We start from the raw sequence: 25860 nt of genomic DNA, 5'->3' as shown, positions 1-25860 counted from the left end.
TGAGATAAAGGAAACACGGAGAGCGGAAGCGATCCGATGTTGACTTATCGTAGAGGAGGAGAGGGCTAGTACACTAGCCGCTGGACGCTGGAGCTAGACATCATTAATAATATTAGATCAAATTATATTCAAAAGCCTCTCACAATTATAAGGCAACTATAATAAAAATTACAACTGCCGCTTTTCTAACGGAGATTTAGTTTGTTATTATTTTTTCAAGGTTTACAAGACAATCATAAAGTGTACTGCCCAGGCCATTATCGGATTCACCGCTCGGGGTCAGTTGATTGACGGAACCACCGAATCTCTTCCAAACCCCTTCATCGATATTAATGGTGTTAGGATGTGCCTTCACTAAAACAGAAATATATCCTTTTACTTCACCGCGTTCATTCCAAACTCTCACATAGTCACCATTAGAAAATCCATGTTCTTCGGCAATGTTTGGTGCAATTTCTATTTTTAGTTTGAGATGCTCGCCTAATAGATGGTAATTCTGTGAATGGTTTGACCGCAGCGGATGAATGGTCAATAACTGATAGGGATATTCCTTAAAAAGCGAAGGATTATTCCATTTCGATTCATCTGGCACAGCTAATGTTAATGATCCGTTTAAACCCTTTATCTGCCCTTGCAGGGAAGTAAATTCAAATTTACCTGTAGGTGTTTGAAATTTATGGTCAGACCATGGGACTTTGTCTACCGGCAGTTCAAGCGTATGCTGGTCTTTTAATTTTTCTAATGTTATGCCTGCACTTTCAAGTGGTTTTAGGGTCATTTTTAACCATTCATCTCTTGTAAAAGCAAAATCTTCGCCAAAGCCAAGTCTTTCTGCGAGCTGTGTCCAAACCCAAAGGTCTGATTGAGCTTCCCCAGGTGCATCCACAAGTTGGGGACCATAGTTGATATAATGGTGATACATGGATGAATAATAGAAATCTTCTTCCTCAAAAACAGTGGTGATTGGAAGGACATAATCAGCTAATAATGCACTATCCGTCATAAATTGCTCAAAAACCACTACTGTTGGAACAGAAGAAAAAGCCTTTCTCACTATGTTGGTATCCGGTACTTGGGTAAGCGGATTACCACATGTCACGACAATCATTTGGATTGCGGGATTCGCGGCTGTTAAAATCTCCTCCGCTTGCTTCATCATGGAAAATTGACGGTTTTCCCGTTTTCGATCTGCATTAGTTAACTCAGCAAAGGCAAAGCTTTGGCCGACCTGGAGATTTGCATAGTTCGCACCGCCGCCAGGTATCCCAATATTGCCACTAATCGCCACTAGAGCATCAATTAGGCGAATGGTATTGCCGCCATTTTTATATCGTTGCATTCCTAGCCCCATATAGGTAGCGGTAGGTTTGCTGCTGTATACATAAGCTAAGTGAGTAATAGTTTCACAGGAAACCTCTGTCATTTCACTAACCTTTTCCAAGGAAATACCTTCAAGGAGATCGACTAAATCTTTAAAGCCATGTGTGGAATGTTCAATAAACTCCCGATCCTCTAAACCAAGACGGAGAATCTCCTTCATAATTCCAGCTGCTAAAATTCCGTCCATCCCTGGCTTAACCGTTATGAATTCATCCGCATGTTTGGCAATGGGGTTATATAAGGGGTCAATGACATAAATGGCTGCCCCTTGTCTTTTTGCCTCTAGCAATCTTTCAAATAAATGCATATTGGTCCGAGCAACATTTCGTCCCCAGATAATAATATTTTTACTGTTGATAAGATCATCTGGTTCATGGCTGTAGGCATTGCCAAAGTCCCACTTTTGGGCCTCAATCCCTGCACCCCAGCAGAGCGAACCGTAAACTTGTGTGACACCGCCATAACCATTAAAGAAGCGCTGGTCTAAGTTTTTGAGGATCCCATTATTGGCATAATCATGGCTATGCAAAACGGCCGTTGATCCGTACTTTTCTTTAATTCCACGAAACCTTTCAGCTATTTCATCGAGCGCCTGCTCCCAAGAGATTTGAATAAATTCCTCATTAATCTTTTTCAGCGGATGCAGTAACCTTTGCTTTGAATTAGCCCTTTTCTCGAGCATACGACCTCGGCCACAGATTTTTCCCCTTGTAATCGGATGTGTCTCGTCACCCTCAACTCTAATTACCTTACCATCTTCTACGGTTACCTTAAAACCGCAGCTGTCCCAGCAATTCAACGGACATGCTGTCTTTCGTATTTCTGCCAAATTGTCCACCCCCATTAGACCATATAGCCACTGCTTTTAAAAAAAAGAAGCATGAAACATTATCCTTCATGCTTAACTAAAATCTTCTTCATTTTTCTTGAAAACTCTTTTCTTGGGATTAAGACGCTATGACCGCATCCTTCACATTTAATACGGACATCCATTCCCATCCGAATAATTTTCCAGCGGTTCGTCCCGCATGGATGCTGTTTCTTCATTTCCACAACGTCGTTTAGGGCAAATTCTTTTTCTTCCATCTGTTTGTCCCCCTTAAACACTTGATTCTTTTATGTTTCCATTATCCTTCGAATACATAACCATCCGTGGATATGGGATTTCAATTCCATGCTCATCTAATGAAAGTTTGATATCCTTACGTATTTTTCTAGATACCGCATTATGCTGCATTGGCAGCGTTTCTGCAACTATTCTTAATATTACCTCAGAAGGCCCAAAGTTTTGAATCCCTAAAAAATCAGGTTCTCGAACCAATTCCTCATATTTTTCTGGCATTTTTTCAAGTAAATCCCTAATTACCCTCTCAGCCTTTTCAATATCTTCTTCATATGAGATGCCCACATCTATAATCGCTAAACTGTTATTAAGTGAAAAATTCGTTACTTCTTGAATCGTTCCGTTAGGTAAAATATGAACTTCACCAGTCCCGCTTTTTAGTTTAGTCGTTCGTAATCCTATCGCTTGAACGTCCCCTTCAAACTGTCCGATTCGAACATGGTCACCGACGGAAAACTGATCCTCAAAAATAATGAAGAAACCAGAAATGACGTCTTTTACCAGGCTCTGGGCACCAAAACCAACTGCCAAGCCAACCACCCCAGCTCCAGCAATAAGTGCTTTCACATCAATTCCTAGTACGGAAAGAACCATCATAAAAGCAATAAAATAAACGACATAGGTTAGGATATTATCAAGCAGTTTTGAGAGCGTTGCTTCTCTTCGTTCGGATGTATTCAATGGAGAGAGGTTTCTAATTTTAAAAACGTTATGGATCGCCATTTTGCCGATACGAATCAAAATATTCGCAATGGCCATAATGACTATAATTTTAAGCAAGCCTTCGCCCATGCTTAACCATGTATCTTCATTTTGGTATTTTTCAATCAATTTCTGTATTCCTTTTTGAGTAATACTCATAAAACACCTTCCTCAACCGTCATTACCCACTCTATTTTAACAATTTTTCTACTTAGATAATAGCATTATGAATTTTCATTTTTTACCACTAGGATGTATAGATTTTCGGAATTTTCCGTATACTATTTAAAAAGTAGCTGCAAACAATCCATTAGCGTTTTTTATAATACACTGATTATGGTTTAGGGAGTGGACGTAAATGAATTTGAAGACTAGCCTTTTTGACAGGAGGGGGAAGGTAAGCATTGTTCATGATGATTCGAATGCAGCTGAACGGCTTGCAAGAGAATTACTCCTGAATATTCCTTTTGTAACAATGCGCCCAATTGTCTTTGTTTGTATTGGGACAGACCGCTCTACAGGGGATTCATTAGGTCCGCTAGTCGGCAGTCTTCTTGAAGAGAAGAAGCTCCACTCGTTTTTCGTCTACGGAACGTTAGATGAGCCTATCCATGCTGTTAATCTTGCTGACAAGCTGCGGGAAATTAACGCTATTCACGCCAATCCATATGTTATTGGGATCGATGCTTGCTTAGGACGTGTGAAAAGTGTTGGCATAATTCAAGTGGGGAATGGGCCCGTTAAACCTGGTGCAGGGGTAAACAAGGATCTTCCTGCTGTCGGTGACATCCATATTACAGGAATCGTCAATGTCAGCGGATTTATGGAATTCTTTGTTTTGCAAAATACCAGATTAAATCTTGTCATGAAAATGGCTAAAACGATTGCCTTAGGAATTTACCAAGCAAACCAGCTCTATCAAAGAGGAAATTGGACTGAGTTGGATTGGGCAGAGAATGAAAAAACAAATTAAGAGCAATCATGTTGATTGCTCTTTGAATTTGACTTAGTTCATATGATGATAGTAATAGAGAATGGTGACAATCATCCCTGTGACTACAATTCCTGGCAGGAGGTTAGCGACTTTAATTTTAATGATCCCTGTCAGATTTAAACCAATCGCAAAAATCATCACACCGCCAGTAGCTGTCATTTCTGCAATAAACTGGTTCATTAATTCTTTGGGAACAAATTGGTCAATTTGCGTAGCAAATAAAGCAATCAACCCTTCATAAAGAACAACAGGGACAGCTGAAAAAATAACACCTATTCCAAGGGTAGTTGTTAAGATTAACGCCGTAAATCCATCAATGATTGATTTCGTATACAATACAGAATGGTCGCCACGAATTCCGCTATCAAGTGCACCAATGATGGCCATTGCACCAATGACAAATATTAATGTCGCGGTGACAAACCCTTCAGAAATACTCCCTTTCCCATTCGAGCCAACTTTCCGCTCTAGCCAACCACCTAAATCATTTAATTTATCCTCTAATTTCAGCATTTCTCCGGTAATCGCACCGAATACTAAACTGAGAATCACAATCAGGAAATTATCACTCTTTAAGCCCATTTGTAGACCTAATACCATAACAGCTAGTCCAATGGCATGCATGACGGTTACTTTCATTCCCTCAGGTATTCGATTTAACAGTTTGCCAAGGAGAGTACCGATGATGATTAACAGTCCGTTAACAAGTGTTCCTAGTAAAAACATGTTTTTATCTCCTTTATTCGCCTTACGAAATAACAATAGATATAACCTATCACGTTTCCTAATGGATGAAAAGAATTTTTCATTAAGCTATGTTATAATTCTCGCTCCAGGCGCTCGCTTTCCGCGGGCGTGCCGGGAAGCGAGTGCCTTACGCTTCAATCAACAGAATTTAAAAACGAAAATGTTGTTTAACATATCCTTACCATAAAAAAACTCGCCATGGAGGCGAGTCTGTTATAAGTTAGCTTTTTCGTGATCAAGCATTTCTAAAATCCGCTCTAGGTCTTCTTGGGAGAAAAATTCGATTTCGATTTTCCCTTTATTCTTATTCTGAACGATATTTACAGTGGTTCCGAAACGTTCACGAAGAGAATACTCGTGCTGCTGCAGGAATACATCTTTTTTCTTTTCTGGTTTCTTGGTTTCACGTGAAACATTCTCATTTAGCTGCTGAATTACCTTTTCTAATTGGCGGACATTTAGACCTTCATTTATGACCTTTTCTACAAGAACGGTCAACTTTGCTTTTTGTCTCAATCCAAGCAATGCACGACCGTGCCCCATTGAAATACTCCCGTTGGAAATAAACTCTTGAATTTTAGGAGGGAGAGAAAGGAGGCGGATATGGTTCGTAATATGCGGACGACTTTTACCTAACCGCTTGGCAACCTCTTCCTGAGTAAGCTTCAACTTTTCAATTAAGGTTTGATAGGCTTGTCCCTCTTCAATTGGGTTTAAATCTTCCCTTTGCAAGTTTTCTAGTACAGCTAATTCCATCATTTGCTGTTCCGTCAGCTCACGCACAACAGCCGGTATCGTTTCAAGCTTTGCCTCTTTAGCAGCACGGAAACGGCGTTCACCGACCACAATTTCATAACCTTTGATACTTTTGCGAACAACTATCGGCTGGAGAATTCCATGCTCTATAATGGAATCTCTTAATTCATCAATGGTTTCTTGCTGGAAGGTTTTTCGTGGCTGATACGGGTTTGGACGAAGTTCCTTTAGCTTAATTTCCTGGACTGTTTCTTCCTTACTTGCTTCATTAAAAAAAGCATTCAGTCCTTTTCCTAAACCTTTAGCCATTTGAGACCACTTCCTTCGCTAAATCTAAATAAACTTCGGCACCGCGGGATTTGGCATCATACGTAATAATCGGCTCCCCGTGGCTTGGTGCTTCACTTAGACGGACATTTCTTGGGATAATGGTTTTATATACTTTATCTTGGAAGTATTTTTTTACTTCTTCAATGACTTGAAGACCTAAATTAGTCCTTGCATCAAGCATGGTTAATAATACGCCTTCAATTTTTAAATCTTGATTTAAATGTTTTTGGACAAGTCGGACTGTATTTAATAATTGACTAAGTCCTTCTAATGCATAGTACTCACATTGTACGGGAATTAATACCGCGTCTGATGCGGTTAATGCGTTTAATGTTAACAGTCCTAATGAAGGCGGACAATCAATTATTATATAATCAAACTGATCCTTCACTTCTCCCAGAGCGCGTTTTAAGCGAACTTCTCTAGAAATCGTTGGAACCAATTCAATTTCGGCTCCTGCTAATTGAATAGTAGCTGGCAAAGCATACAAATTTTCAACAGATGTTGTTTTGATAACATCCTTTGCTTCCACATCATCTACTAACACATCATATATACACTGTTCAACTTCAGCCTTTTCAATACCAACTCCGCTTGTTGCATTTCCCTGCGGATCAATATCGACTAGTAAGACCCGTTTTCCAATGTAAGCTAAGCAGGCACCTAGGTTGACAGAGGTTGTCGTTTTTCCGACTCCACCTTTTTGATTTGCGATTGAAAGGATTTTCCCCACGTTGTCACCTACCCTAAAAATTTAAAAATAGTAATCTTACATTCTATCAAATATGTTAATTATCTCTTATAAGGAAAAGGAAGTAAAATTTCCATTCCTTTATTTTACCATGATTTTAATTGCAGTTGCTTTATTTCTAAAAAATTTCCATCATGGCTTTAAGATTATTTTTTCTAGATAGTTAAAGTAAATTGGTAATCTAGCAAAAAAAGAACCAAACATCATCAAATGTCTGGTTCTACATTTCAACTATTATTTTTTCTTTGGAATCCGAATGGTGAATTGATAAAATTCGTCAAATTCTTCTTCTTCTGCATCCAAGTTGATCCCACTGTCCGATACCATGGAAAGGGATTGACGAATGGTATTGACAGCAATTCGCATATCTTTACTAAAAGCTTTACGCTTTGGTTTTGGCTGTGGATTCTTTTGTTCAAGCAGCCGGACCACTCGTTCTTCCGTTTGCTTCACATTTAAATTACGTTCCAGCACTTCAGCTAATAAGGCCACTTGTTTTTCTGGATCCTTAAGCGGAATGAGAGCACGCGCATGACGCTCCGTAATTACCTTGTTTAATAAGGCATCCTGAACGGGTTGAGGCAGTTTAAGAAGACGCAGCTTGTTTGCGACAGTTGACTGACCTTTTCCCAGACGCTGTGCTAATGCCTCTTGCGTCAAATTATGAAGTTCAAGCAACTTTCCATAAGCAAGGGCTTCCTCAATCGGAGATAATTCCTCCCGTTGTAAATTCTCAATAAGCGCAACAGATGCGGTTTCTGTATCCGAAAGGTTTTTCACAATGGCCGGTGCTTCTGCCCAGCCAAGCTTTTTCATCGCCCGCCAGCGCCGTTCTCCAGCAATTATTTCGAATTTATCGGCAGCAAACTCCCGAACGACAATGGGCTGAATAATTCCATGTATATGAATCGTACGAGATAGTTCTTCAATCTTGTCTTCATCAAATACCGTCCGTGGCTGGAATCGGTTCGGAATAATTTGATTTATTGGTATCTTCTTGATTTCTTCGCCTCGTTCTATATCCTGCTCAATCTCTTGCTCAACCTCTTGCTCTCCCTTTTCGCCGAGGCCAAAAAAGCGTGTAAATGAACTCTTCATCCCCAACACCACCTTTACGAAACTCCCTTTTATTTATTCTAGATTCAAATAATTTCTTCCTGCTAAGGAGACTATTTTTGTAAAAATGTACCGCTTTTTAAACATCAGAAAGCTTTAGTCCTATAGCCTCCTGCATTACTCAATGGGCGATTTGGCCGGTGTACCAGGCTTTCGCGGATACTTCTTTGGCGTATGCTTTTCTTTTTTAATAATTAAGATTGATCTTTCACTATCTTCCATTGGCAGCGTAAATGTATGGACCTGTTCTAACTTGCCACCAAGAGTTGTAATCGCCTTTTGGGCCGCCTCTAATTCATCCTTTGCATGCAAAGCTTTCATGGCAAGAAAATGTCCGCCCACTCTAGCTAATGGCAAACAAAATTCACTCAAAACAGACATTCTGGCTACTGCTCGTGCTGTCACCACATCAAAATTTTCTCGATAGGCAGGGTTTATACCAAAGGTTTCGGCACGGTCATGAACCAAATGGACATGCTCCAAATTTAGGACATTGGTTAGATGATTTAAAAAGGAAATTCGTTTGTTTAATGAATCTACAATCGTCACTTCTATATGCGGGAAGACAATTTTTAATGGAATACTTGGGAAACCAGCCCCGGCACCAACATCACATAAATGGAAAGGATTCGAAAAATCAAAATAAAAGGATGCTGTAATTGAGTCATAAAAATGCTTTAAATATACTTCTGTTTTTTCTGTAATTGCCGTTAAGTTCATTTTTTCGTTCCACTCAACCAAGGTGGTAAAATATGTTTCAAATTGGTCAAGCTGTTTTTCGGAAAGAGTAATCCCCTTTTCCTGAAGGTTCGCCGTAAATTGTTCGATATTCATTAACAAATCTTCCTCGCTAACTATCCAGCATGGCCGCGGTGGTACTCTTTTATTAGAGCCCCGCGGCTAGCTATTCATTTAATTTAAAAATTTTCATTAGTCTTTGAGAATTGTCCAGCTTCAGCGCCTAGCTCCTCGAGGTCACAAGCTTATCCAGTTGCGGCTCTTTGGGACTCGAAGTCTAAGCCACCCCCTGAAGAAGGCAAAAAGCGCCTTCTTACAGTGGTCGTCTTAGCCTAGAGTCCCAGAACAGTCGCCTCCACATTTAGATCAATCCGTCCAAAAGGTAAAGAACAACCTTTCGGCCGGCTTGTCTTGTGCTAGTCGGGGCTTCCCAAGGCGCTTACGCTTTTCTTATTCATTCGAAACTTTAGCAATTCTTCCTTGTTCAAGATAGACAAGTAGTATGGAAATATCAGCCGGGTTAACTCCGGAAATCCTTGAAGCTTGGGCAAGCGATACCGGTTTAATTTTCTTAAGCTTTTGCTTGGCTTCTGTTGCCAGCCCGTTAATCGCATCATAATCAATATTTTCAGGAATCCGTTTGTTTTCCATTTTCTTAAGACGCTCTACTTGTTGTAAGGATTTATCAATATAACCCTCATATTTGATTTGGATTTCCACCTGCTCCTTCATGTCATCTTCCAAAGGAATATCGCTCTTGGTTAGTTTTTCTAATAACTCATACGTCATTTCCGGTCTTTTTAATAAATCAGAGGCACGAATACCATCTTTCAGTTCACTGCCGCCGATGCTGCGGATTAATGCTTGCACTTCTGCAGATGGTTTTAAGATAATCGACTGCAATCGTTCCTTTTCTGCTTCAATGGCTGCCTTTTTTACTACAAACGCTTCATAGCGGTCATCACGGATGAGACCAATTTTGTGTCCGATCTCAGTTAAACGAAGGTCGGCATTATCATGACGCAGCAGCAGACGATATTCCGCACGTGAAGTTAGCAGGCGGTAGGGCTCATTCGTTCCTTTTGTAATCAAATCATCGATTAATACACCAATATAAGCATCTGAACGGCTCAAAATTAATTCTTCTCTGCCTAATGCATTTAACCCTGCATTGATTCCAGCCATGACTCCCTGCCCAGCGGCTTCTTCATAACCGCTTGTTCCATTAATTTGTCCGGCCGTATAGAGATTTTTAATAACCTTTGTCTCTAAAGTAGGCCATAACTGTGTCGGAACAATCGCATCATATTCGATGGCATATCCCGCTCTCATCATTTGGGCATTTTCTAATCCAGGCACTGATTTAAGCATTTTCAGCTGTACATCTTCAGGTAAACTGGTTGACATTCCCTGCACATAAACCTCTTGTGTATTTCTGCCCTCCGGCTCTAAGAAGATTTGATGGCGCGGCTTGTCATTGAAACGAACCACCTTATCTTCAATCGATGGACAGTACCTTGGACCAGTTCCTTTAATCATGCCGGAAAACATCGGTGAACGATGCAGATTGTTATCAATGATTTGATGTGTTTGATCATTTGTATAGGTTAACCAGCATGGAAGCTGATCGGTAATGTATTTGGTTGTTTCATATGAAAAAGCTCTAGGAACATCATCGCCTGGCTGGATTTCTGTCTTGCTGTAATCAATCGTATTGCTGTTTACCCTAGGTGGTGTTCCGGTTTTAAAGCGGATTAATTCAAATCCAAGCTCTTCCAAGTGTTCAGATAGCTTGATGGACGGCTGTTGATTGTTCGGACCGCTTGAGTATTTTAATTCTCCTAAAATAATTTCCCCTCGCAGGTAGGTACCGGTAGTAATAACAACGGTTTTAGAACGGTAAATGGCACCCGTTTTGGTCATGACCCCTTGGACAACTCCGTCTTCAACGATCAATTGTTCAACCATTCCCTGAAGCAAGGTTAAATTCGGTTCTTCTTCGAGTGTTTTTTTCATTTCATGCTGATAGGCAAATTTATCTGCTTGCGCCCGTAACGCTCTGACTGCAGGTCCTTTGCCGGTATTTAACATTCTCATCTGGATGTAAGTTTTATCAATATTCTTACCCATTTCGCCGCCAAGTGCGTCGATTTCCCGTACAACGATCCCCTTTGCTGGTCCGCCAACAGATGGGTTACATGGCATAAAAGCCACCATATCTAAATTAATTGTTATCATTAATGTTTTTGCGCCAAGTCTTGCCGCTGCAAGTCCAGCCTCACAACCGGCATGACCTGCGCCAACAACAACGACGTCAAAATTTCCTGCTTCGTATTGCATGTGTTTCCTCCTTTTCCGTACTCAGTGCGGAAATCTTGCTTCTCCTAACTCCATTCTTCAAACTTCGAATGAAAAGAACGCTTTTTATTTATCGTATCCGAAAATAGGCATTAGTAAAACGAATGCCTGCCTTAGATTTCTATTTACCTAAGCAAAATTGTGAGAACAGCTGATCAATTAGACTCTCATGGACACTATCACCGATAATTTCACCTAGAAGCTCCCATGTCCGGGTCATATCAATTTGAACAATATCAATTGGAACTCCCATTTCCACGCCTTCAATCGCCTCTTCAATCGTTTGAAGACTTTGATTTAAAAGGGCAATATGTCTTGTGTTTGAAACATAGGTCATATCACCTGCTTCAATTGCACCTGCGAAAAATAAGGAAGAGATAGCTTCCTCAAGAGCATCGACACCTTGGTCCTCTAATAATGAGGTAGTAACCAATTTATGTTCTTTAGCCAGTTCCTGGACCCGTTCCATATCGATTTGCTGCGGTAAGTCCGTTTTGTTTACAATCACAATGACATCCATGCCTTTGACCACTTCAAACAAGTTCTCATCCTCATGTGTCAGCTGATCAGAATAATTCAAGACTAATAAAATCAAATCGGCTTCTTTTAATACTTGCCGAGAACGTTCCACACCAATCCGTTCCACAATATCCTCAGTTTCACGAATACCTGCCGTATCTAATAATCGAAGCGGAACGCCACGTACATTCACATATTCCTCAATGACATCTCGAGTCGTTCCTGGAATATCTGTAACAATTGCTTTATTTTCATGAACGAGACTGTTTAATAGTGAAGATTTCCCCACATTCGGCCGTCCGACAATGACCGTCGACAAGCCTTCCCGTAAAATTTTCCCCTGCTCAGACGTCTGAAGCAGCTTTTGAATCTCTTCGCGTACTAGATGGGCTTTTTCCAATAGCAGGTTGTGAGTCATTTCTTCAACATCATCATATTCCGGATAATCAATATTTACTTCGACATGGGCCAGTACCTCTAGAATCTCCTGACGTAGTCTTCGTATCAGGTTAGAGAGGCGTCCTTCCATTTGACCAAGGGCTACATTCATTGCCCGGTCAGTTTTAGCACGGATTAAATCCATTACCGCCTCTGCCTGGGATAAGTCTATACGCCCATTTAAAAAGGCTCGTTTTGTAAACTCTCCTGGTTCAGCCAGCCTTGCCCCATACTTTAGGACATGCTGCAGCACTCGATTGACTGACACAATTCCACCATGGCAGTTAATCTCCACTACATCCTCTTTGGTAAAAGTCTTTGGTCCCTTCATCACCGAAACCATTACTTCTTCAATTACTTCACCTTTTTTAGGATCCAATAAGTGTCCATAGTGAATGGTATGACTTGCAGCCTCTTTTAGCCTTTTCCCGCCAACACCTTTAAACAACTTGTCCGCGATTGGGATGGCTTCATCCCCGCTCAGGCGCACAATCGCAATCGCACCTTCTCCCATCGGTGTCGAGATCGCGGCAATTGTATCGTATTCCATGTACTTCACCTCACAAATAAAAAAATGAATCTATTTTATATCTTTCAGATTTATCTCCAAAAAAATAGAATACCACATCATTTTCGGTTAAAAAAGAGAACAAACTTCAATAATCTACTTATCCACAATCTATAATGTCCTTTTATTATTTTAACTTATCAACATGTGAATAACAATAAGATGAAGTTCCTCCTTTATTTTGACCACAATGGAAAGTTATCAACAGCCTAACTTTTAAAAGGTTCTGTTCAACTAATTGTTAATTTACGCTCCAGGCGCTCACTTCAATCAACAAAATAAGACAAAAAAAGACACTCTACTAAAAAGTAGAATGTCTTGATATCATTATGGTTTATCTCTTCACTGGTGTGATGACGATAAATCGGTGTGGTTCAGATCCGTCTGAAAGTGTTTTAACGCGTCTGTTTTCAGATAAAGCAGTATGAATAATTTTACGCTCATACGAAGGCATTGGCTCTAAGGCCACATCTTTTCCTGTCTTAATGGCCTTGCCTGCTAGCCGGTGGGCCAACTGAATTAACGTTTCATTTCTCCGGTTCCGGTAATCCTCGGCATCCAAAATCACATTTAAATACTGATTAGCATGACGGTTAATGACAAGCTGGGTCAGATATTGCAGTGAATTTAGCGTTTGGCCTCTTTTTCCAATTAACAGAGCTATTTTTGCACCAGTCATCACAAACGTCACCTGTTTACCGTCACGTTTAATTTCAATATCCGCGGGTGCTCCCATTTGTTCACTTACTTGTGTTAAAAATTTCTTTGCTTCTTCAAGCGGGTCGATAATTACTGTTACTTTGACAACGGCAGGCCTTGATCCAAAAATACCGAATATCCCTTTTTTGCCTTCATCGATTATATCCACATCTGTGCGGTCTTTGGTGGTATTTAATTGAGCTAAAGCTGATTCTACTGCTTCTTCGACAGTTTGTCCTGTAGCAGTTACCTGTTTCACTTTTTTGCTCCTCCCGCATTACCGGTAGCTTGCGCTTTGAGATCCGGTCCTTTAATAAAATAGGTTTGAACTATCATAAATATATTTCCGACAACCCAATACAATGAAAGAGCTGCAGGGAAATTAAACGCAAAGAATACGATCATAATCGGCATCATCCATAGCATCATTGCCATTTGTGGGTTTTGCTCTTGTCCTGCCATCATTAACTTTTGTTGGATAAAGGTTGTAATCCCAGCAAGAATCGGCAAGATATAATAAGGGTCTTTTTCACCAAGGTCGAACCATAAGAAACTATCTGAGGCAATTTCACTCGTTCTTGAGATGGCATGATAAAAACCTATTAAAATCGGCATCTGTATAATTAAAGGAAAACATCCGGCCATTGGATTGACACCATGCTTTTGGAAAAGTGCCATCGTTTCCTGCTGAAGCTTTTGCTGTGTCTTTTGGTCTTTAGAGCTATATTTTTCACGAAGGGCCTTCATTTCTGGCTGCAAAGCCTGCATCGCTTTAGAACTCCGCGTTTGCTTGATCATAAGCGGCAGAATCGCTAATCGAACTACGATTGTGACCACAATGAGGGATAATCCATAGCTTCCACCAAGTAAATGGGCTCCTTCTTTGATTAGCAAAGATAAAGGATAGACGATGTATTCATTCCATAAACCTGTACTTTCTGATGTAATCGGCTTTTTAATTTCACTGCATCCCGTTAAAAATAAGAAAACAGATAATAAGCTGAACGAAAGTAGAATTCGTTTCTTCAACCAATAATTCCTCCCTACTATATATGTGAATCTATTTGATATGTAATTATTTCTTTTCTATAGGTATCAGGATAATCATTTTTCTAAATAGTTTGTTTCATGTCACTTTGCTAACATTTTAGCATTTTTTTTGAGTGAATGTCTTTATTATTCTGGTTGATTTTAACTATTTTTTTAAAAGTTAGCTTTTTTTCAGTACTTTTCCAACCTTTAAGACATGCGTAAGGCTCTTTTTTACTTCAAAAAAGTCCATTTCAGCGACAGGCTTCCTGGCAATAATGACATAATCATTTCCGGATGTGAGGTTGTCCTGTAATTCAAAGATGGATTGGCGGACATACCGTTTAATTCTGTTTCTGGCAACAGCATTGCCAAGCTTCTTGCTTACAGACAAGCCGATTCTAAAAAAATCTTGATCCCCTTTTTCTAATGAATAGACCACAAATTGCCGGTTCGCAAACGATCGGCCCTTCTTAAAGGCAGCTTGAAAATCGTTATTTTTCTTTATTCGGAATTCTTTTTTCATAAAAAAAACTCCTTTATCTTTGTTTATTCTTTAAGAATTGTCTAGTACAGCACCTAGGGGCTCTTAGGTCTAAGCCAATCCGTCAAGAAGGCCAAAGTGCAGCCTTCTCGCCTGCTCGTCTGTAGCCTTGCGCCCCTGGGCAAGGCGCTTCCGCTTTTCTAATAGCGCTTCCAGTATAATGAGAAAAAAGACCACTGAGACGTTTCAGTGGTCTAAGCTGATAATACTTTTCTTCCTTTTTGACGACGGCGAGCAAGAACCTTACGGCCATTTGCTGAGCTCATGCGACTGCGGAATCCGTGAACTTTACTGTGTTTACGTTTATTTGGTTGATATGTTCTTTTCATATATGACACCTCCCTGAGGAATAGCTCTCAATTTAAACTTAATTGACAGTCCTACTTATTATAAAGACCTCTACTTGCAATTGTCAACAACTCTCTACAGATTATTCCCTATTTCCAATATTTTTCGGTTAAGCAATCTTTCACTAATAGGACTTTTAATTCTTGCACATACTACTAAAAAATTTTCTAACATAGGTTCAGGATCTTTCGCTTTTGGTGTCGTCTAATTAACGGTCGCCTCCGCTTTTCTGGGTTGGCTAGCTCCGGTACCCAGCGGCTAATAGCCATCCCACTTCTCCCTACGATAAGTCAACACGGAAAAGCTGACGCTCTCTGTGTTTCCTTTATCTCAGTCAAAGCGGGCCCCTGGCCATACGCCGCTAACCGGGTACCTCCGCTTTTCTGGGTTGTGGATAATTTTTCGACATATTTTTTATTATCCACACACGATATTGACAGCTTTTACACAAACTATTGGCTTGTGGACAATTTTTATGCACATAATGTTACACTTGTGGATAAATCACGAAAAAGCATTGCACCTCTTGCAATTATTTGTTATTATATTTGTGTTTTCACTCTGAATAACTTCATCATAAATTAACGTTATCCACAAATTGTGGATAACATGTGGATAGTTTATCCTAGCATTCTGTAAAAACTTGTCCACAAGCGGTGGATATTGTCGAAACTCCACTTTACTTCCTTATTATATATTTTTCCACAATCACTGTTTTGTATATTTATAAATTAATAGGTTGTACTGCCGGTACAATTTCATTTTTCATCGAACATCTATGAGAATGAGTGCGGAGTTAGACAGTAATTAGTGAGTGTCAGTTAAGATAAATAGTTTAATTAAAACTAAAAAGGAGGGATATTTGTTGGAAAATATTGCGGATCTTTGGAATGCAGCGCTGGGTAATATCGAGAAAAAGATAAGTAAACCTAGCTTTGATACCTGGCTTAAATCGACAAAGGCCCATTCCCTTCAAGGTAATCTGCTGGTTATTACAGCTCCAAATGAGTTTGCACGGGACTGGCTTGAAGAACGCTACTCTCAGCTAATCGCGGGTATTCTTTATGAAATAACCGGTGAAGAGCTATCTGTTAAGTTCATCATTCCGCAAAATCAAAATGAAGATGACAATGACGTGCAGCTGCCGCCTAAAAAGGTAAAAAAGGAAGATGACCATGCTGAATTTCCCCAGGGCATCTTAAACCAAAAGTATACATTTGATACGTTTGTTATTGGCTCAGGCAACCGCTTTGCCCACGCCGCTTCGCTTGCGGTAGCAGAAGCACCAGCTAAGGCTTATAATCCCTTATTTATCTATGGTGGTGTTGGACTCGGAAAAACGCACTTAATGCACGCCATTGGTCATTATGTTTTAGATCATAATCCTGCTGCAAAGGTAGTTTATCTATCATCTGAAAAGTTCACGAACGAGTTCATAAACTCAATCCGCGACAATAAGGCTGAAAGTTTTCGCAATAAATATCGAAATGTCGATATCTTACTTATTGATGATATTCAGTTTTTAGCAGGAAAAGAATCAACCCAGGAAGAATTTTTCCATACTTTTAATGCTCTTCATGAGGAAAGTAAGCAAATTATTATCTCAAGTGATCGCCCGCCAAGAGAAATTCCAACACTTGAGGACCGGCTTCGTTCACGGTTTGAGTGGGGGCTGATTACCGATATTACTCCGCCTGACTTGGAGACCAGGATTGCGATTCTCCGTAAAAAAGCGAAGGCAGAAGGTTTAGATATTCCTAATGAAGTCATGCTTTATATTGCCAATCAAATTGATTCCAATATTCGTGAGCTCGAAGGAGCGCTTATCCGAGTGGTGGCTTATTCTTCTTTAATTAATAAAGATATAAATGCTGATCTTGCAGCAGAGGCATTAAAGGATATTATCCCAAGTTCGAAGCCTAAAGTAATTACGATCCATGAGATTCAAAAGATAGTTGGGGAGCATTTTAGTATTAAATTAGAAGATTTTAAAGCAAAAAAACGGACAAAGTCTGTTGCTTTTCCTCGGCAAATTGCGATGTACTTATCTCGTGAATTAACCGATTATTCTTTGCCGAAAATAGGAGAGGAATTCGGCGGCAGAGACCATACTACCGTTATTCATGCACATGAAAAAATCTCAAAGCTTCTTCAAACAGATTCAACCCTGCAAAAACAAATGAAGGAACTGCACGAACTTCTAAAAATATAAATTTTTTTTGTTTAAAATGTGAATAACTTCTTAGAAGCTATACACAGTCTGTCCACATGTGGATAGGCTGTGTTTCTATTAAAAATACGAGTTATCCACATACTAACAAGCCCTACTAGTACTTCTACTATTTTTTTAAAAAATATTATTATATGTAACAGCCATAAAAATATGCATAAAACGGAGGATTTAGTGCGATGAAATTTATCATCCAGCGGGACCGATTAGTTCAAAGTGTTCAAGATGTAATGAAAGCTGTCACATCCAGAACGACTATACCTATCTTAACGGGAATCAAAATAGTGGCAACAACTGAGGGAGTTACCTTAACCGGAAGTGATTCAGATATATCCATTGAATCTTTTATTCCTAAAGAAGAAGCTGGAGATGAAATTGTCGAAATCAAACAACCTGGTGCAATTGTCCTCCAAGCAAAATTCTTTAGTGAAATTGTTAAAAAGCTTCCTACCGATACAGTTGAAATTGAGGTTCTTGGTTCATTACAAACGGTCATTCGCTCTGGAAAATCAGAATTCAACTTAAACGGTCTTGATGCAGAAGAATATCCACATCTTCCGCAAATTGAAGAAAATAATAAATTCCATATAGCAACAGATCTTTTAAAAGCGATGATTCGTCAAACTCATTTTGCAGTGTCCACCTCAGAAACACGCCCCATCTTGACAGGTGTAAACTGGAAGATCGAAAATGGTGAATTAACCTGTATTGCAACAGATAGCCATCGTCTGGCCTTAAGAAAAGCACAAATTGAAACGGAAAACCAAGAAACTTATAATGTGGTTATTCCTGGTAAGAGCTTAAATGAATTAAATAAAATCATTGATGATTCTAACGAATTAGTGGCAATTGTCATTACGGAGAATCAAATTCTTTTTAAAGCCAAACATTTATTGTTCTTCTCCAGATTATTAGAAGGTAACTACCCTGATACGTCTAGATTAATTCCAAACGAGAGTAAAACAGATGTAACGGTGAATACAAAAGAATTCCTCCATGCAATTGATCGTGCATCACTATTAGCACGTGAAGGAAGAAACAATGTCGTTAAATTGTCCACTATCGAGGGTGGAACCATTGAAATATCATCCAATACTCCGGAGATTGGAAAGGTAGTCGAGGAAATCCAAAGCCAGTCTATTGAAGGAGAAGAGTTAAAAATCTCCTTTAGTGCCAAGTATATGATGGATGCGCTCAAAGCATTAGAGGGAACAGATATTCAAGTGAGTTTTACCGGTGCGATGCGCCCATTCGTCATCCGTCCGCATCATGATGAAACCATTTTGCAGCTTATTCTGCCAGTAAGGACATATTAGATCACACAGTTAAATTCCTATATGCCACCAAATTTCTGGTGGCTTTTCTTTATGATGTCTAGCTCCAGCGCCTAGCCCCTCGATGGTCTACAGCCACTCCAAAAATGAAGGCAAAGAGCGTCTTATGCTTGTCGGGGCTGACCAAGGCGCTTACGCTTTTCTTAATGTTTTTGCTTTTTTTCGAGTTTCCTTTGTGTCCAGCAAATTTTTTTAGTAAAATAAAGTATTGGGACCATTTTTAGAAATGAGGATGAAAAAATGCCTGAAAAGATTAAATTGGATACCGAGTATATTACATTAGGGCAATTTTTAAAGCTTGCCGATGTGATTCAAACAGGCGGTATGGCGAAATGGTTTTTAAGTGAGCATGAGATTTTTATCAATGGAGAGCAAGACCAAAGACGTGGGAGAAAATTGCGCGTGGGTGACAAAATCCGAATACCCGGCTTTGGCGAATTTGTGATTAGCGAATAGCTAAAGGATGTTGTTACCATGTATATTGAAAAATTAGCTCTTAAAAATTACCGTAACTATGACGAGTTATTCGTTGAGTTTGAAAATAAAGTAAATGTTATTCTAGGCGAAAATGCCCAAGGAAAAACAAATGTCATGGAATCCATTTATGTTTTAGCTATGGCTAAGTCCCACCGGACATCTAATGATAAAGAACTTATTCGCTGGGACCAGGAGTATGCTAAAATAGAAGGTAGGGTTCAAAAACAACACAGCTCACTGCCCCTTGAGCTAGTCATTTCAAAAAAGGGTAAAAAGGCAAAGAGCAACCATATTGAACAGCAGAAGCTAAGTCAATATGTTGGTAATATGAACGTTGTTATGTTTGCACCGGAGGATTTGAATATTGTCAAAGGCAGTCCTCAGGTGAGAAGACGGTTTATTGATATGGAAATTGGTCAGGTTTCGCCAATTTATTTACATGATATGAGTCAGTATCAAAAAATACTTCAACAACGCAATCATTATTTGAAAATGATGCAAATCAAAAAACAAAACGATCCCACCATGCTTGAAGTTCTAACCGAGCAATTTATCGACATGGCTGTGAAAGTAGTGAAGAAGAGATTTGAGTTCTTGCGATTACTCGAAAATTGGGCTAAACCCATTCATCAAGGAATATCACGAGGCTTGGAAACACTTGAAATTATGTATAAACCTTCAGTAGAGGTATTAGAAGAACAAGATTTGTCGAAAATGATAGATAGCTTTCAGGAGAAATTTGCTAAGGTGAGAGCAAGGGAAATAGAACGGGGTACCACCTTGTTCGGTCCCCATCGTGACGACTTATTGTTTTCCGTTAATGGTAGAGACGTCCAAACCTTTGGTTCTCAAGGACAGCAGCGAACCACGGCTCTTTCGGTTAAACTTGCCGAGATAGAATTAATTTATAATGAAATTGGTGAATACCCAATTCTTTTACTTGATGATGTTTTATCCGAATTAGATGATTATAGGCAATCCCATTTACTCAATACCATTCAAGGGAGAGTGCAGACATTTGTAACCACGACAAGTGTAGAAGGAATCGATCATCAAACATTAAAAGATGCATCAACCTATATTGTGCAGGCAGGCGCGATTAAAGAAGGTTAATTGAGGTGGGTTATGTATATTCACATCGGGGAAGATTTAAATATTAGGGCAAAAGATATTATTTCTATATTAGATAAAGAAAGTGCCAACCACTCACCATTGGTGGAAGAATTCTTGAAACAACAAAACGAACGAGTCATTAACTTGTCTAAAAACCCCTATAAATCAATCATAATTACAAAAGAAAAGGTTTATTTATCCCCTATTGCTTCAGGAACTTTAAAAAAACGTTCAAATCAAATGATTATACACGAATATTAATATAAATTTTTTAGGTTATATAGAGATATTTTTGTCAGAAGGTGCAGGTGAACAAGGATGACTTTAGAACAAAAATCAGTAGTAGAAGGTTCATATGGCGCAGATCAAATTCAGGTTTTGGAGGGCCTAGAGGCAGTTCGAAAAAGACCTGGTATGTACATTGGTTCAACAAGTGGAAAAGGCCTCCATCATCTTGTTTGGGAGATTGTTGATAATAGTATCGACGAAGCACTCGCAGGCTACTGTGACGAGATCAATGTTTTCATTGAAGAAGATAACAGTATCACAGTACAAGATAATGGACGTGGAATTCCAGTTGATATACAGGAAAAAATGGGCAGACCTGCTGTTGAAGTTATTATGACCGTTCTTCATGCGGGCGGTAAGTTTGGCGGCGGAGGTTATAAGGTTTCCGGCGGACTTCATGGTGTAGGGGCTTCTGTTGTAAATGCCCTATCAACGGAGCTAGAAGTATATGTTCATCGGGATGGTAAAATTTACTCCATTAAATTTGAGCGTGGCCAGGTTGTCTCAGAACTAGCTGAGATTGGAACTACTGACCGAACAGGAACAACCACACACTTTAAACCTGATGGAGAAATTTTTACAGAAACATTAGTGTATGAATATGATATTCTTGCGACCCGTTTACGTGAACTAGCCTTCCTGAACCGTGGAATAAAGATTACGATTGAAGATAAACGAGTTGAAAATAAAAAGAATGAATACCACTATGAAGGTGGTATCAAATCATATGTTGAACATTTAAACCGGACAAAAGAAGTCATTCACGAAGAGCCCATTTACATGGAGGGAGAACGTGATGGAATCAGTGTTGAAGTAGCCCTTCAATATAACGAAGGCTATACTGATAACATTTACTCTTTCGCTAATAATATCCATACCTATGAGGGTGGAACTCATGAATCAGGCTTCAAAACGGCCTTAACAAGGGTGATAAATGATTACGCCAGAAAAAATAGTATTATTAAAGAGAATGATACGAATCTTTCAGGTGAGGATGTTCGTGAAGGATTGACGGCGATAGTATCTATCAAGCATCCAGATCCACAATTTGAGGGGCAAACCAAGACAAAGCTTGGTAACTCAGAGGTTCGGGCGATAACAGATACTGTTTTTGCCTCTAGTTTTGATAAATTTATGATGGAAAATCCAACTGTTGCTAGAAAAATCGTCGATAAAGGGCTAATGGCAGCAAGGGCAAGACTCGCGGCTAAAAAAGCTCGGGAGTTAACTCGCCGTAAAAGCGCGCTTGAAGTGTCAAGCTTACCAGGTAAACTAGCTGATTGTTCATCAAAAGATCCTGCAGAAAGTGAATTGTACATCGTAGAGGGTGACTCTGCGGGTGGTTCAGCAAAGCAGGGCCGCGACCGCCATTTCCAAGCAATTTTACCGCTTAGAGGTAAAATTCTTAACGTTGAAAAGGCTAGGCTCGATAAAATCCTATCTAACAATGAAGTTCGGGCAATGATTACCGCTATTGGAACAGGTATTGGAGAAGATTTTGATATCGCTAAAGCTAGATACCACAAAGTAGTGATCATGACAGATGCTGACGTTGACGGTGCTCATATTCGAACACTTATCTTGACCTTCTTTTACCGTTATATGCGCAAGATTTTAGAAGCGGGTTATATTTATATCGCTCAGCCGCCTCTTTATAAGGTTCAACAAGGAAAACGGATTGAATATGCCTATAATGATAAAGAACTTGAGAAGATTTTTGCAGAGCTGCCAGCTGCTCCAAAGCCAAATATTCAGCGTTATAAAGGTTTAGGAGAAATGAATCCTGAGCAATTATGGGAAACAACTATGGACCCAGCATCTCGAACCATGCTTCAGGTTAGTCTAGAAGACGCCATTGAAGCCGATGAAACGTTTGATATGTTAATGGGTGAGAAAGTAGAACCACGTCGTAACTTTATTGAAGAAAATGCACAGTATGTAAAAAATCTAGATATATAACTAGCATGGAATAAGGGGTAGAGGATTGACCGCTATCCTCCTTTTTCTTTTTACCTAGATTTTCGGGTGATCCAATAGGAGGTACCAATTATGGCTGAAACACCTAGTTCTAAAGTACAAGAGATTAATATTAGTCAGGAGATGAAATCTTCGTTCCTTGACTATGCAATGAGTGTTATTGTTTCTCGTGCCCTCCCAGATGTTCGGGATGGCTTAAAACCAGTTCATCGTCGTATTTTATACGCAATGCATGACCTTGGCATCCATGCGGACAAACCATATAAAAAGTCTGCCCGTATCGTAGGGGATGTAATCGGTAAGTATCACCCGCATGGTGATTCTGCCGTTTATGAGACAATGGTTAGGATGGCACAGGACTTCAACTATCGTTATATGCTTGTGGATGGTCACGGAAACTTCGGTTCTGTTGACGGAGATGCCGCAGCAGCAATGCGTTACACAGAATCAAGAATGTCCAAAATTTCGATGGAGTTATTAAGGGATATTAATAAAGATACCATTGATTATCAGGATAACTATGATGGCGAGGAAAGAGAGCCAGTTGTTTTACCGGCGCGTTTCCCAAACCTTTTGGTTAATGGAACAACCGGGATTGCGGTAGGGATGGCGACCAATATCCCGCCTCACCAACTGGGCGAAGTCATTGATGGGGTTTTAGCGGTAAGCCGAGACCCAGAGATCACTACCCAAGAATTAATGGAAATTATCCCAGGACCTGATTTTCCAACAGGCGGAATCATTATTGGACGGAGCGGAATCAGAAAAGCATATGAAACTGGCCGAGGCTCCATTACCATTCGAGCTAAAGTTGAGATTGAACAAAAAGTCAATGGTAAAGAAGTTATCATTGTTAATGAATTACCATATCAAGTAAATAAAGCAAAATTGATTGAAAAAATTGCTGAATTAGCGCGCGATAAAAAGATAGACGGCATCACTGACCTAAGAGATGAATCTGACCGCCGTGGTATGCGGATTGTCATTGAGGTGCGAAAAGATGCCAATGCCAATGTCCTTTTAAATAATTTATATAAACAAACAGCACTGCAAACCAGCTTTGGTATTAACACCTTGGCTCTTGTAGGTGGACAGCCAAAGGTATTAAGCCTAAAACAGTGCTTAGTCTACTATCTAGATCATCAAAAAGTAGTCATTCGCCGCAGAACATTGTTTGAATTAAACAAAGCTGAAGCACGTGCACATATTTTAGAGGGGTTAAGAATTGCATTAGATAATTTAGATGCCGTGATTACCCTAATTCGCAGCTCCCGCACAACCGATATTGCCCGTGAAGGTTTAATGACCCAGTTTAATCTTTCTGAAAAACAAGCCCAGGCAATTTTGGATATGCGCCTGCAACGTTTAACAGGATTGGAAAGAGAAAAGATTGAAGAAGAATTCCAAAGCTTGATGAAGCTAATTGCTGAGTTAAAAGCCATTTTAGCAGACGAAGAGAAGATTCTTGATATTATCCGTGAAGAGCTACTAGAAATTAAAGAACGTTTTAATGACAAACGCCGGACAGAAATTGTTATGGGCGGGATTGAGAATATCGAGGATGAGGATCTTATACCTCGTGAAAATATTGTTATTTCGTTAACCCATAATGGCTATATTAAACGTCTCCCGGTGTCCACATATCGTGCGCAAAGACGAGGCGGACGCGGTATACAAGGAATGGGTACAAATGAAGATGATTTTGTTGAACAGTTAATCACTACTTCTACCCATGATACGATTCTTTTCTTTACCAACAAAGGGAAAGTCTATCGTTCAAAAGGCTATGAGGTACCTGAGTTCAGCCGAACAGCTAAAGGTATCCCAATTATTAACCTTCTTGGTATTGAAAAAGGTGAATGGATTAACGCTATTATTCCAGTAGAAGAATTTGTTGACGATTGGTACTTGTTCTTTACGACAAAAGAAGGGGTCTCAAAGCGTTCACCATTGTCTTCCTTTGCTAATATCAGAAATAATGGTTTGATTGCTCTTAGTCTACGTGAAGGAGATGAATTAATCTCTGTCCGTCTGACTGATGGAAACAAACATATTATTATTGGTACAAAGAAAGGAATGCTCATCCACTTCCCTGAGACAGATGTTCGATCAATGGGACGTACGGCAACGGGAGTAAAAGGAATTACCCTTGACCAAGATGATGAAGTAGTTGGAATGGAAGTACTTGAAGAAGATAATGATGTCCTAATCGTAACTAAAAATGGTTATGGGAAACGTACACCGTCATCAGAATATCGTCTTCAAGGCCGTGGCGGTAAAGGGATAAAAACCTGCCATGTAACTGAGAAAAATGGTGATCTCGTGTCAATGAGAGCTGTAACAGGTGAAGAAGACTTGATGTTGATTACCACTGGCGGTGTTCTCATTCGAATTGATGTTGCCGGGATTTCGCAGATGGGCAGAAATACACAAGGTGTTAAACTGATTAGTTTAAAAGAAAGCGAAAATGAGTTTGTTGCAACGGTCGCTAAGGTAGAAAAGGAAGATGAGCAAGAAGAAGCATTAGAAGGTGATTCCGAGGATAACAATGAGGAAATCACTAATGAAGGTCCAAATAATGACCAACCGGATGGCGAAGAGTAATACAAAAAAGGAGCAAACCTTTAACGGTTTCCTTTTCCTATCACAAACATTAGGAATGTAAGTTAAAATGAGTGTCGATTTCATATGGAAATTGACACTCATTTTTTATTGGTGTAAAGCCATAGGGTGGAAAATAAGCGGACATTTTCCGGTTAGATTGCAGAATAGAGCTCGGTTCAGGGTATATAAGCGGAGTTTTTCCGATTAACGGAAGGCGAAATTACCCATTTTTACGTTTTTCGTGTAAATAGCCGGAATCTCTCCGTCTATTTAAGTTATTTTCTATACTATTTTCTAATTAAGAGAAATTTCTCCGCTTATTTATCAAACCCAGTGCTTAACCCGCCCCCCAAACGATAAAGAGCCGACCCTCACCCTTTAGCAAACTTTGCTTCTCTTTTTTATATCTAGATAATTAAACCAAAAAAAATTTAATAAAATATTAAAAATATGTTGACCCAAATAAACAACGGTGGTATATTAATAAAGTCGCTTCTGGGTGACGGATAGTTCTTTGAAAACTAAACAAACAAAAACATCAACAAACAATAATATTCATTTCTTATGAAATGAAGCCAACGTAACAAATGAGCTAATCAATCTTCTTGGAGAGTTTGATCCTGGCTCAGGACGAACGCTGGCGGCGTGCCTAATACATGCAAGTCGAGCGAATCAATAGGAGCTTGCTCCTGTTGGT

General features: G+C 39.6%; 22 protein-coding genes and 1 rRNA gene. 9 read left to right on the top strand and 14 right to left on the bottom strand.

All coding sequences use genetic code 11. The features are described 5' to 3' along the window. Positions 1-196: 196 nt before the first annotated feature. From JOC76_RS15680 to JOC76_RS15670, 3 genes are read right to left on the bottom strand one after another with little or no spacing between them, the layout of a single operon-like run. A complete protein-coding gene (locus JOC76_RS15680) occupies positions 197-2209 on the bottom strand; it encodes a molybdopterin-dependent oxidoreductase (RefSeq protein WP_239557753.1) in 2013 nt (670 codons plus the stop codon). A 59-nt stretch (positions 2210-2268) separates the two neighbouring features. After that, positions 2269-2466 (bottom strand): DUF951 domain-containing protein, encoded by a 198-nt coding sequence (locus JOC76_RS15675; RefSeq protein WP_101650097.1) that lies wholly within the window; start codon positions 2464-2466, stop codon positions 2269-2271. A 13-nt stretch (positions 2467-2479) separates the two neighbouring features. Further along, positions 2480-3364: a mechanosensitive ion channel family protein gene (locus JOC76_RS15670; RefSeq protein ID WP_205178981.1), complete on the bottom strand. Its 885-nt coding sequence runs from the start codon at positions 3362-3364 to the stop codon at positions 2480-2482. A 199-nt stretch (positions 3365-3563) separates the two neighbouring features. Between JOC76_RS15670 and yyaC the strand changes: the two genes are divergently transcribed. Further along, positions 3564-4178 (top strand): spore protease YyaC, encoded by a 615-nt coding sequence (gene yyaC / locus JOC76_RS15665; RefSeq protein ID WP_205178979.1) that lies wholly within the window; start codon positions 3564-3566, stop codon positions 4176-4178. A 33-nt stretch (positions 4179-4211) separates the two neighbouring features. On the opposite strand, the gene JOC76_RS15660 is transcribed toward yyaC, so the two are convergent. From JOC76_RS15660 to rpmH, 11 genes are all read right to left on the bottom strand, one after another. After that, positions 4212-4925, bottom strand: coding sequence for a DUF554 domain-containing protein (locus tag JOC76_RS15660; RefSeq protein WP_205178977.1), 714 nt, complete (start codon positions 4923-4925; stop codon positions 4212-4214). A 234-nt stretch (positions 4926-5159) separates the two neighbouring features. Then, positions 5160-6011 carry a ParB/RepB/Spo0J family partition protein gene (locus JOC76_RS15655; RefSeq protein WP_205178975.1) on the bottom strand — a complete coding sequence of 284 codons (852 nt, stop codon included), beginning with the start codon at positions 6009-6011 and terminating at the stop codon, positions 5160-5162. Continuing rightward, the gene (locus JOC76_RS15650) at positions 6004-6765 is read right to left on the bottom strand and encodes a ParA family protein (protein WP_205178973.1); all 762 of its coding nucleotides are present in this window, start codon (positions 6763-6765) and stop codon (positions 6004-6006) included. Before JOC76_RS15650 ends, JOC76_RS15655 begins: the two co-directional genes overlap by 8 nt. A 252-nt stretch (positions 6766-7017) precedes the next feature. Then, positions 7018-7881, bottom strand: coding sequence for a nucleoid occlusion protein (noc, locus tag JOC76_RS15645; protein ID WP_205178971.1), 864 nt, complete (start codon positions 7879-7881; stop codon positions 7018-7020). 135 nt (positions 7882-8016) lie between these two features. After that, positions 8017-8733, bottom strand: a complete 717-nt coding sequence (rsmG, locus tag JOC76_RS15640; RefSeq protein ID WP_205178969.1) for a 16S rRNA (guanine(527)-N(7))-methyltransferase RsmG — start codon at positions 8731-8733, stop codon at positions 8017-8019. Positions 8734-9087: 354 nt separating this feature from the next. Continuing rightward, positions 9088-10977, bottom strand: coding sequence for a tRNA uridine-5-carboxymethylaminomethyl(34) synthesis enzyme MnmG (gene mnmG / locus JOC76_RS15635; RefSeq protein ID WP_205178968.1), 1890 nt, complete (start codon positions 10975-10977; stop codon positions 9088-9090). Positions 10978-11116: 139 nt separating this feature from the next. Next, positions 11117-12502: a tRNA uridine-5-carboxymethylaminomethyl(34) synthesis GTPase MnmE gene (gene mnmE, locus JOC76_RS15630; RefSeq protein ID WP_205178966.1), complete on the bottom strand. Its 1386-nt coding sequence runs from the start codon at positions 12500-12502 to the stop codon at positions 11117-11119. Between the two features lie 352 nt (positions 12503-12854). Next, positions 12855-13478 carry an RNA-binding cell elongation regulator Jag/EloR gene (gene jag / locus JOC76_RS15625; RefSeq protein ID WP_205178964.1) on the bottom strand — a complete coding sequence of 208 codons (624 nt, stop codon included), beginning with the start codon at positions 13476-13478 and terminating at the stop codon, positions 12855-12857. Then, a complete protein-coding gene (gene spoIIIJ / locus JOC76_RS15620) occupies positions 13475-14248 on the bottom strand; it encodes a YidC family membrane integrase SpoIIIJ (RefSeq protein ID WP_205178961.1) in 774 nt (257 codons plus the stop codon). Before spoIIIJ ends, jag begins: the two co-directional genes overlap by 4 nt. 181 nt (positions 14249-14429) lie before the next feature. Continuing rightward, a complete protein-coding gene (rnpA, locus tag JOC76_RS15615; RefSeq protein WP_205178959.1) occupies positions 14430-14774 on the bottom strand; it encodes a ribonuclease P protein component in 345 nt (114 codons plus the stop codon). A 212-nt stretch (positions 14775-14986) separates the two neighbouring features. Further along, positions 14987-15121 (bottom strand): 50S ribosomal protein L34, encoded by a 135-nt coding sequence (gene rpmH / locus JOC76_RS15610; protein ID WP_063255153.1) that lies wholly within the window; start codon positions 15119-15121, stop codon positions 14987-14989. A gap of 884 nt (positions 15122-16005) precedes the next feature. Here rpmH and dnaA point away from each other — a divergent pair. The 8 genes from dnaA to JOC76_RS15570 all read left to right on the top strand — a co-directional run. Further along, complete coding sequence (gene dnaA / locus JOC76_RS15605) at positions 16006-17352, top strand: chromosomal replication initiator protein DnaA (protein ID WP_205178957.1); 1347 nt, start codon at positions 16006-16008, stop codon at positions 17350-17352. A 197-nt stretch (positions 17353-17549) separates the two neighbouring features. Beyond that, the gene (dnaN, locus tag JOC76_RS15600; protein ID WP_205178955.1) at positions 17550-18686 is read left to right on the top strand and encodes a DNA polymerase III subunit beta; all 1137 of its coding nucleotides are present in this window, start codon (positions 17550-17552) and stop codon (positions 18684-18686) included. 258 nt (positions 18687-18944) lie between these two features. Next, positions 18945-19160, top strand: a complete 216-nt coding sequence (gene yaaA, locus JOC76_RS15595) for a S4 domain-containing protein YaaA (RefSeq protein ID WP_205178953.1) — start codon at positions 18945-18947, stop codon at positions 19158-19160. Positions 19161-19178: 18 nt separating this feature from the next. Further along, positions 19179-20294 (top strand): DNA replication/repair protein RecF, encoded by a 1116-nt coding sequence (gene recF / locus JOC76_RS15590; protein ID WP_205178951.1) that lies wholly within the window; start codon positions 19179-19181, stop codon positions 20292-20294. 12 nt (positions 20295-20306) lie between these two features. Beyond that, on the top strand, positions 20307-20555 hold the full coding sequence (gene remB, locus JOC76_RS15585) for an extracellular matrix regulator RemB (RefSeq protein ID WP_205178949.1): 249 nt from the start codon (positions 20307-20309) through the stop codon (positions 20553-20555). A gap of 57 nt (positions 20556-20612) precedes the next feature. Further along, positions 20613-22541, top strand: coding sequence for a DNA topoisomerase (ATP-hydrolyzing) subunit B (gyrB, locus tag JOC76_RS15580; protein ID WP_205178947.1), 1929 nt, complete (start codon positions 20613-20615; stop codon positions 22539-22541). 90 nt (positions 22542-22631) lie between these two features. Next, a complete protein-coding gene (gene gyrA / locus JOC76_RS15575) occupies positions 22632-25163 on the top strand; it encodes a DNA gyrase subunit A (RefSeq protein ID WP_205178945.1) in 2532 nt (843 codons plus the stop codon). Between the two features lie 602 nt (positions 25164-25765). Beyond that, positions 25766-25860, top strand: a 16S ribosomal RNA gene (locus JOC76_RS15570); the annotation flags it as partial.

The organism is Neobacillus cucumis, assembly GCF_016908975.1.
Lineage (GTDB): Bacteria > Bacillota > Bacilli > Bacillales > Cytobacillaceae > Neobacillus > Neobacillus cucumis.
Note: the sequence above shows the minus strand (reverse complement) of the source record. Positions and strands in the feature narration are given on the sequence as shown.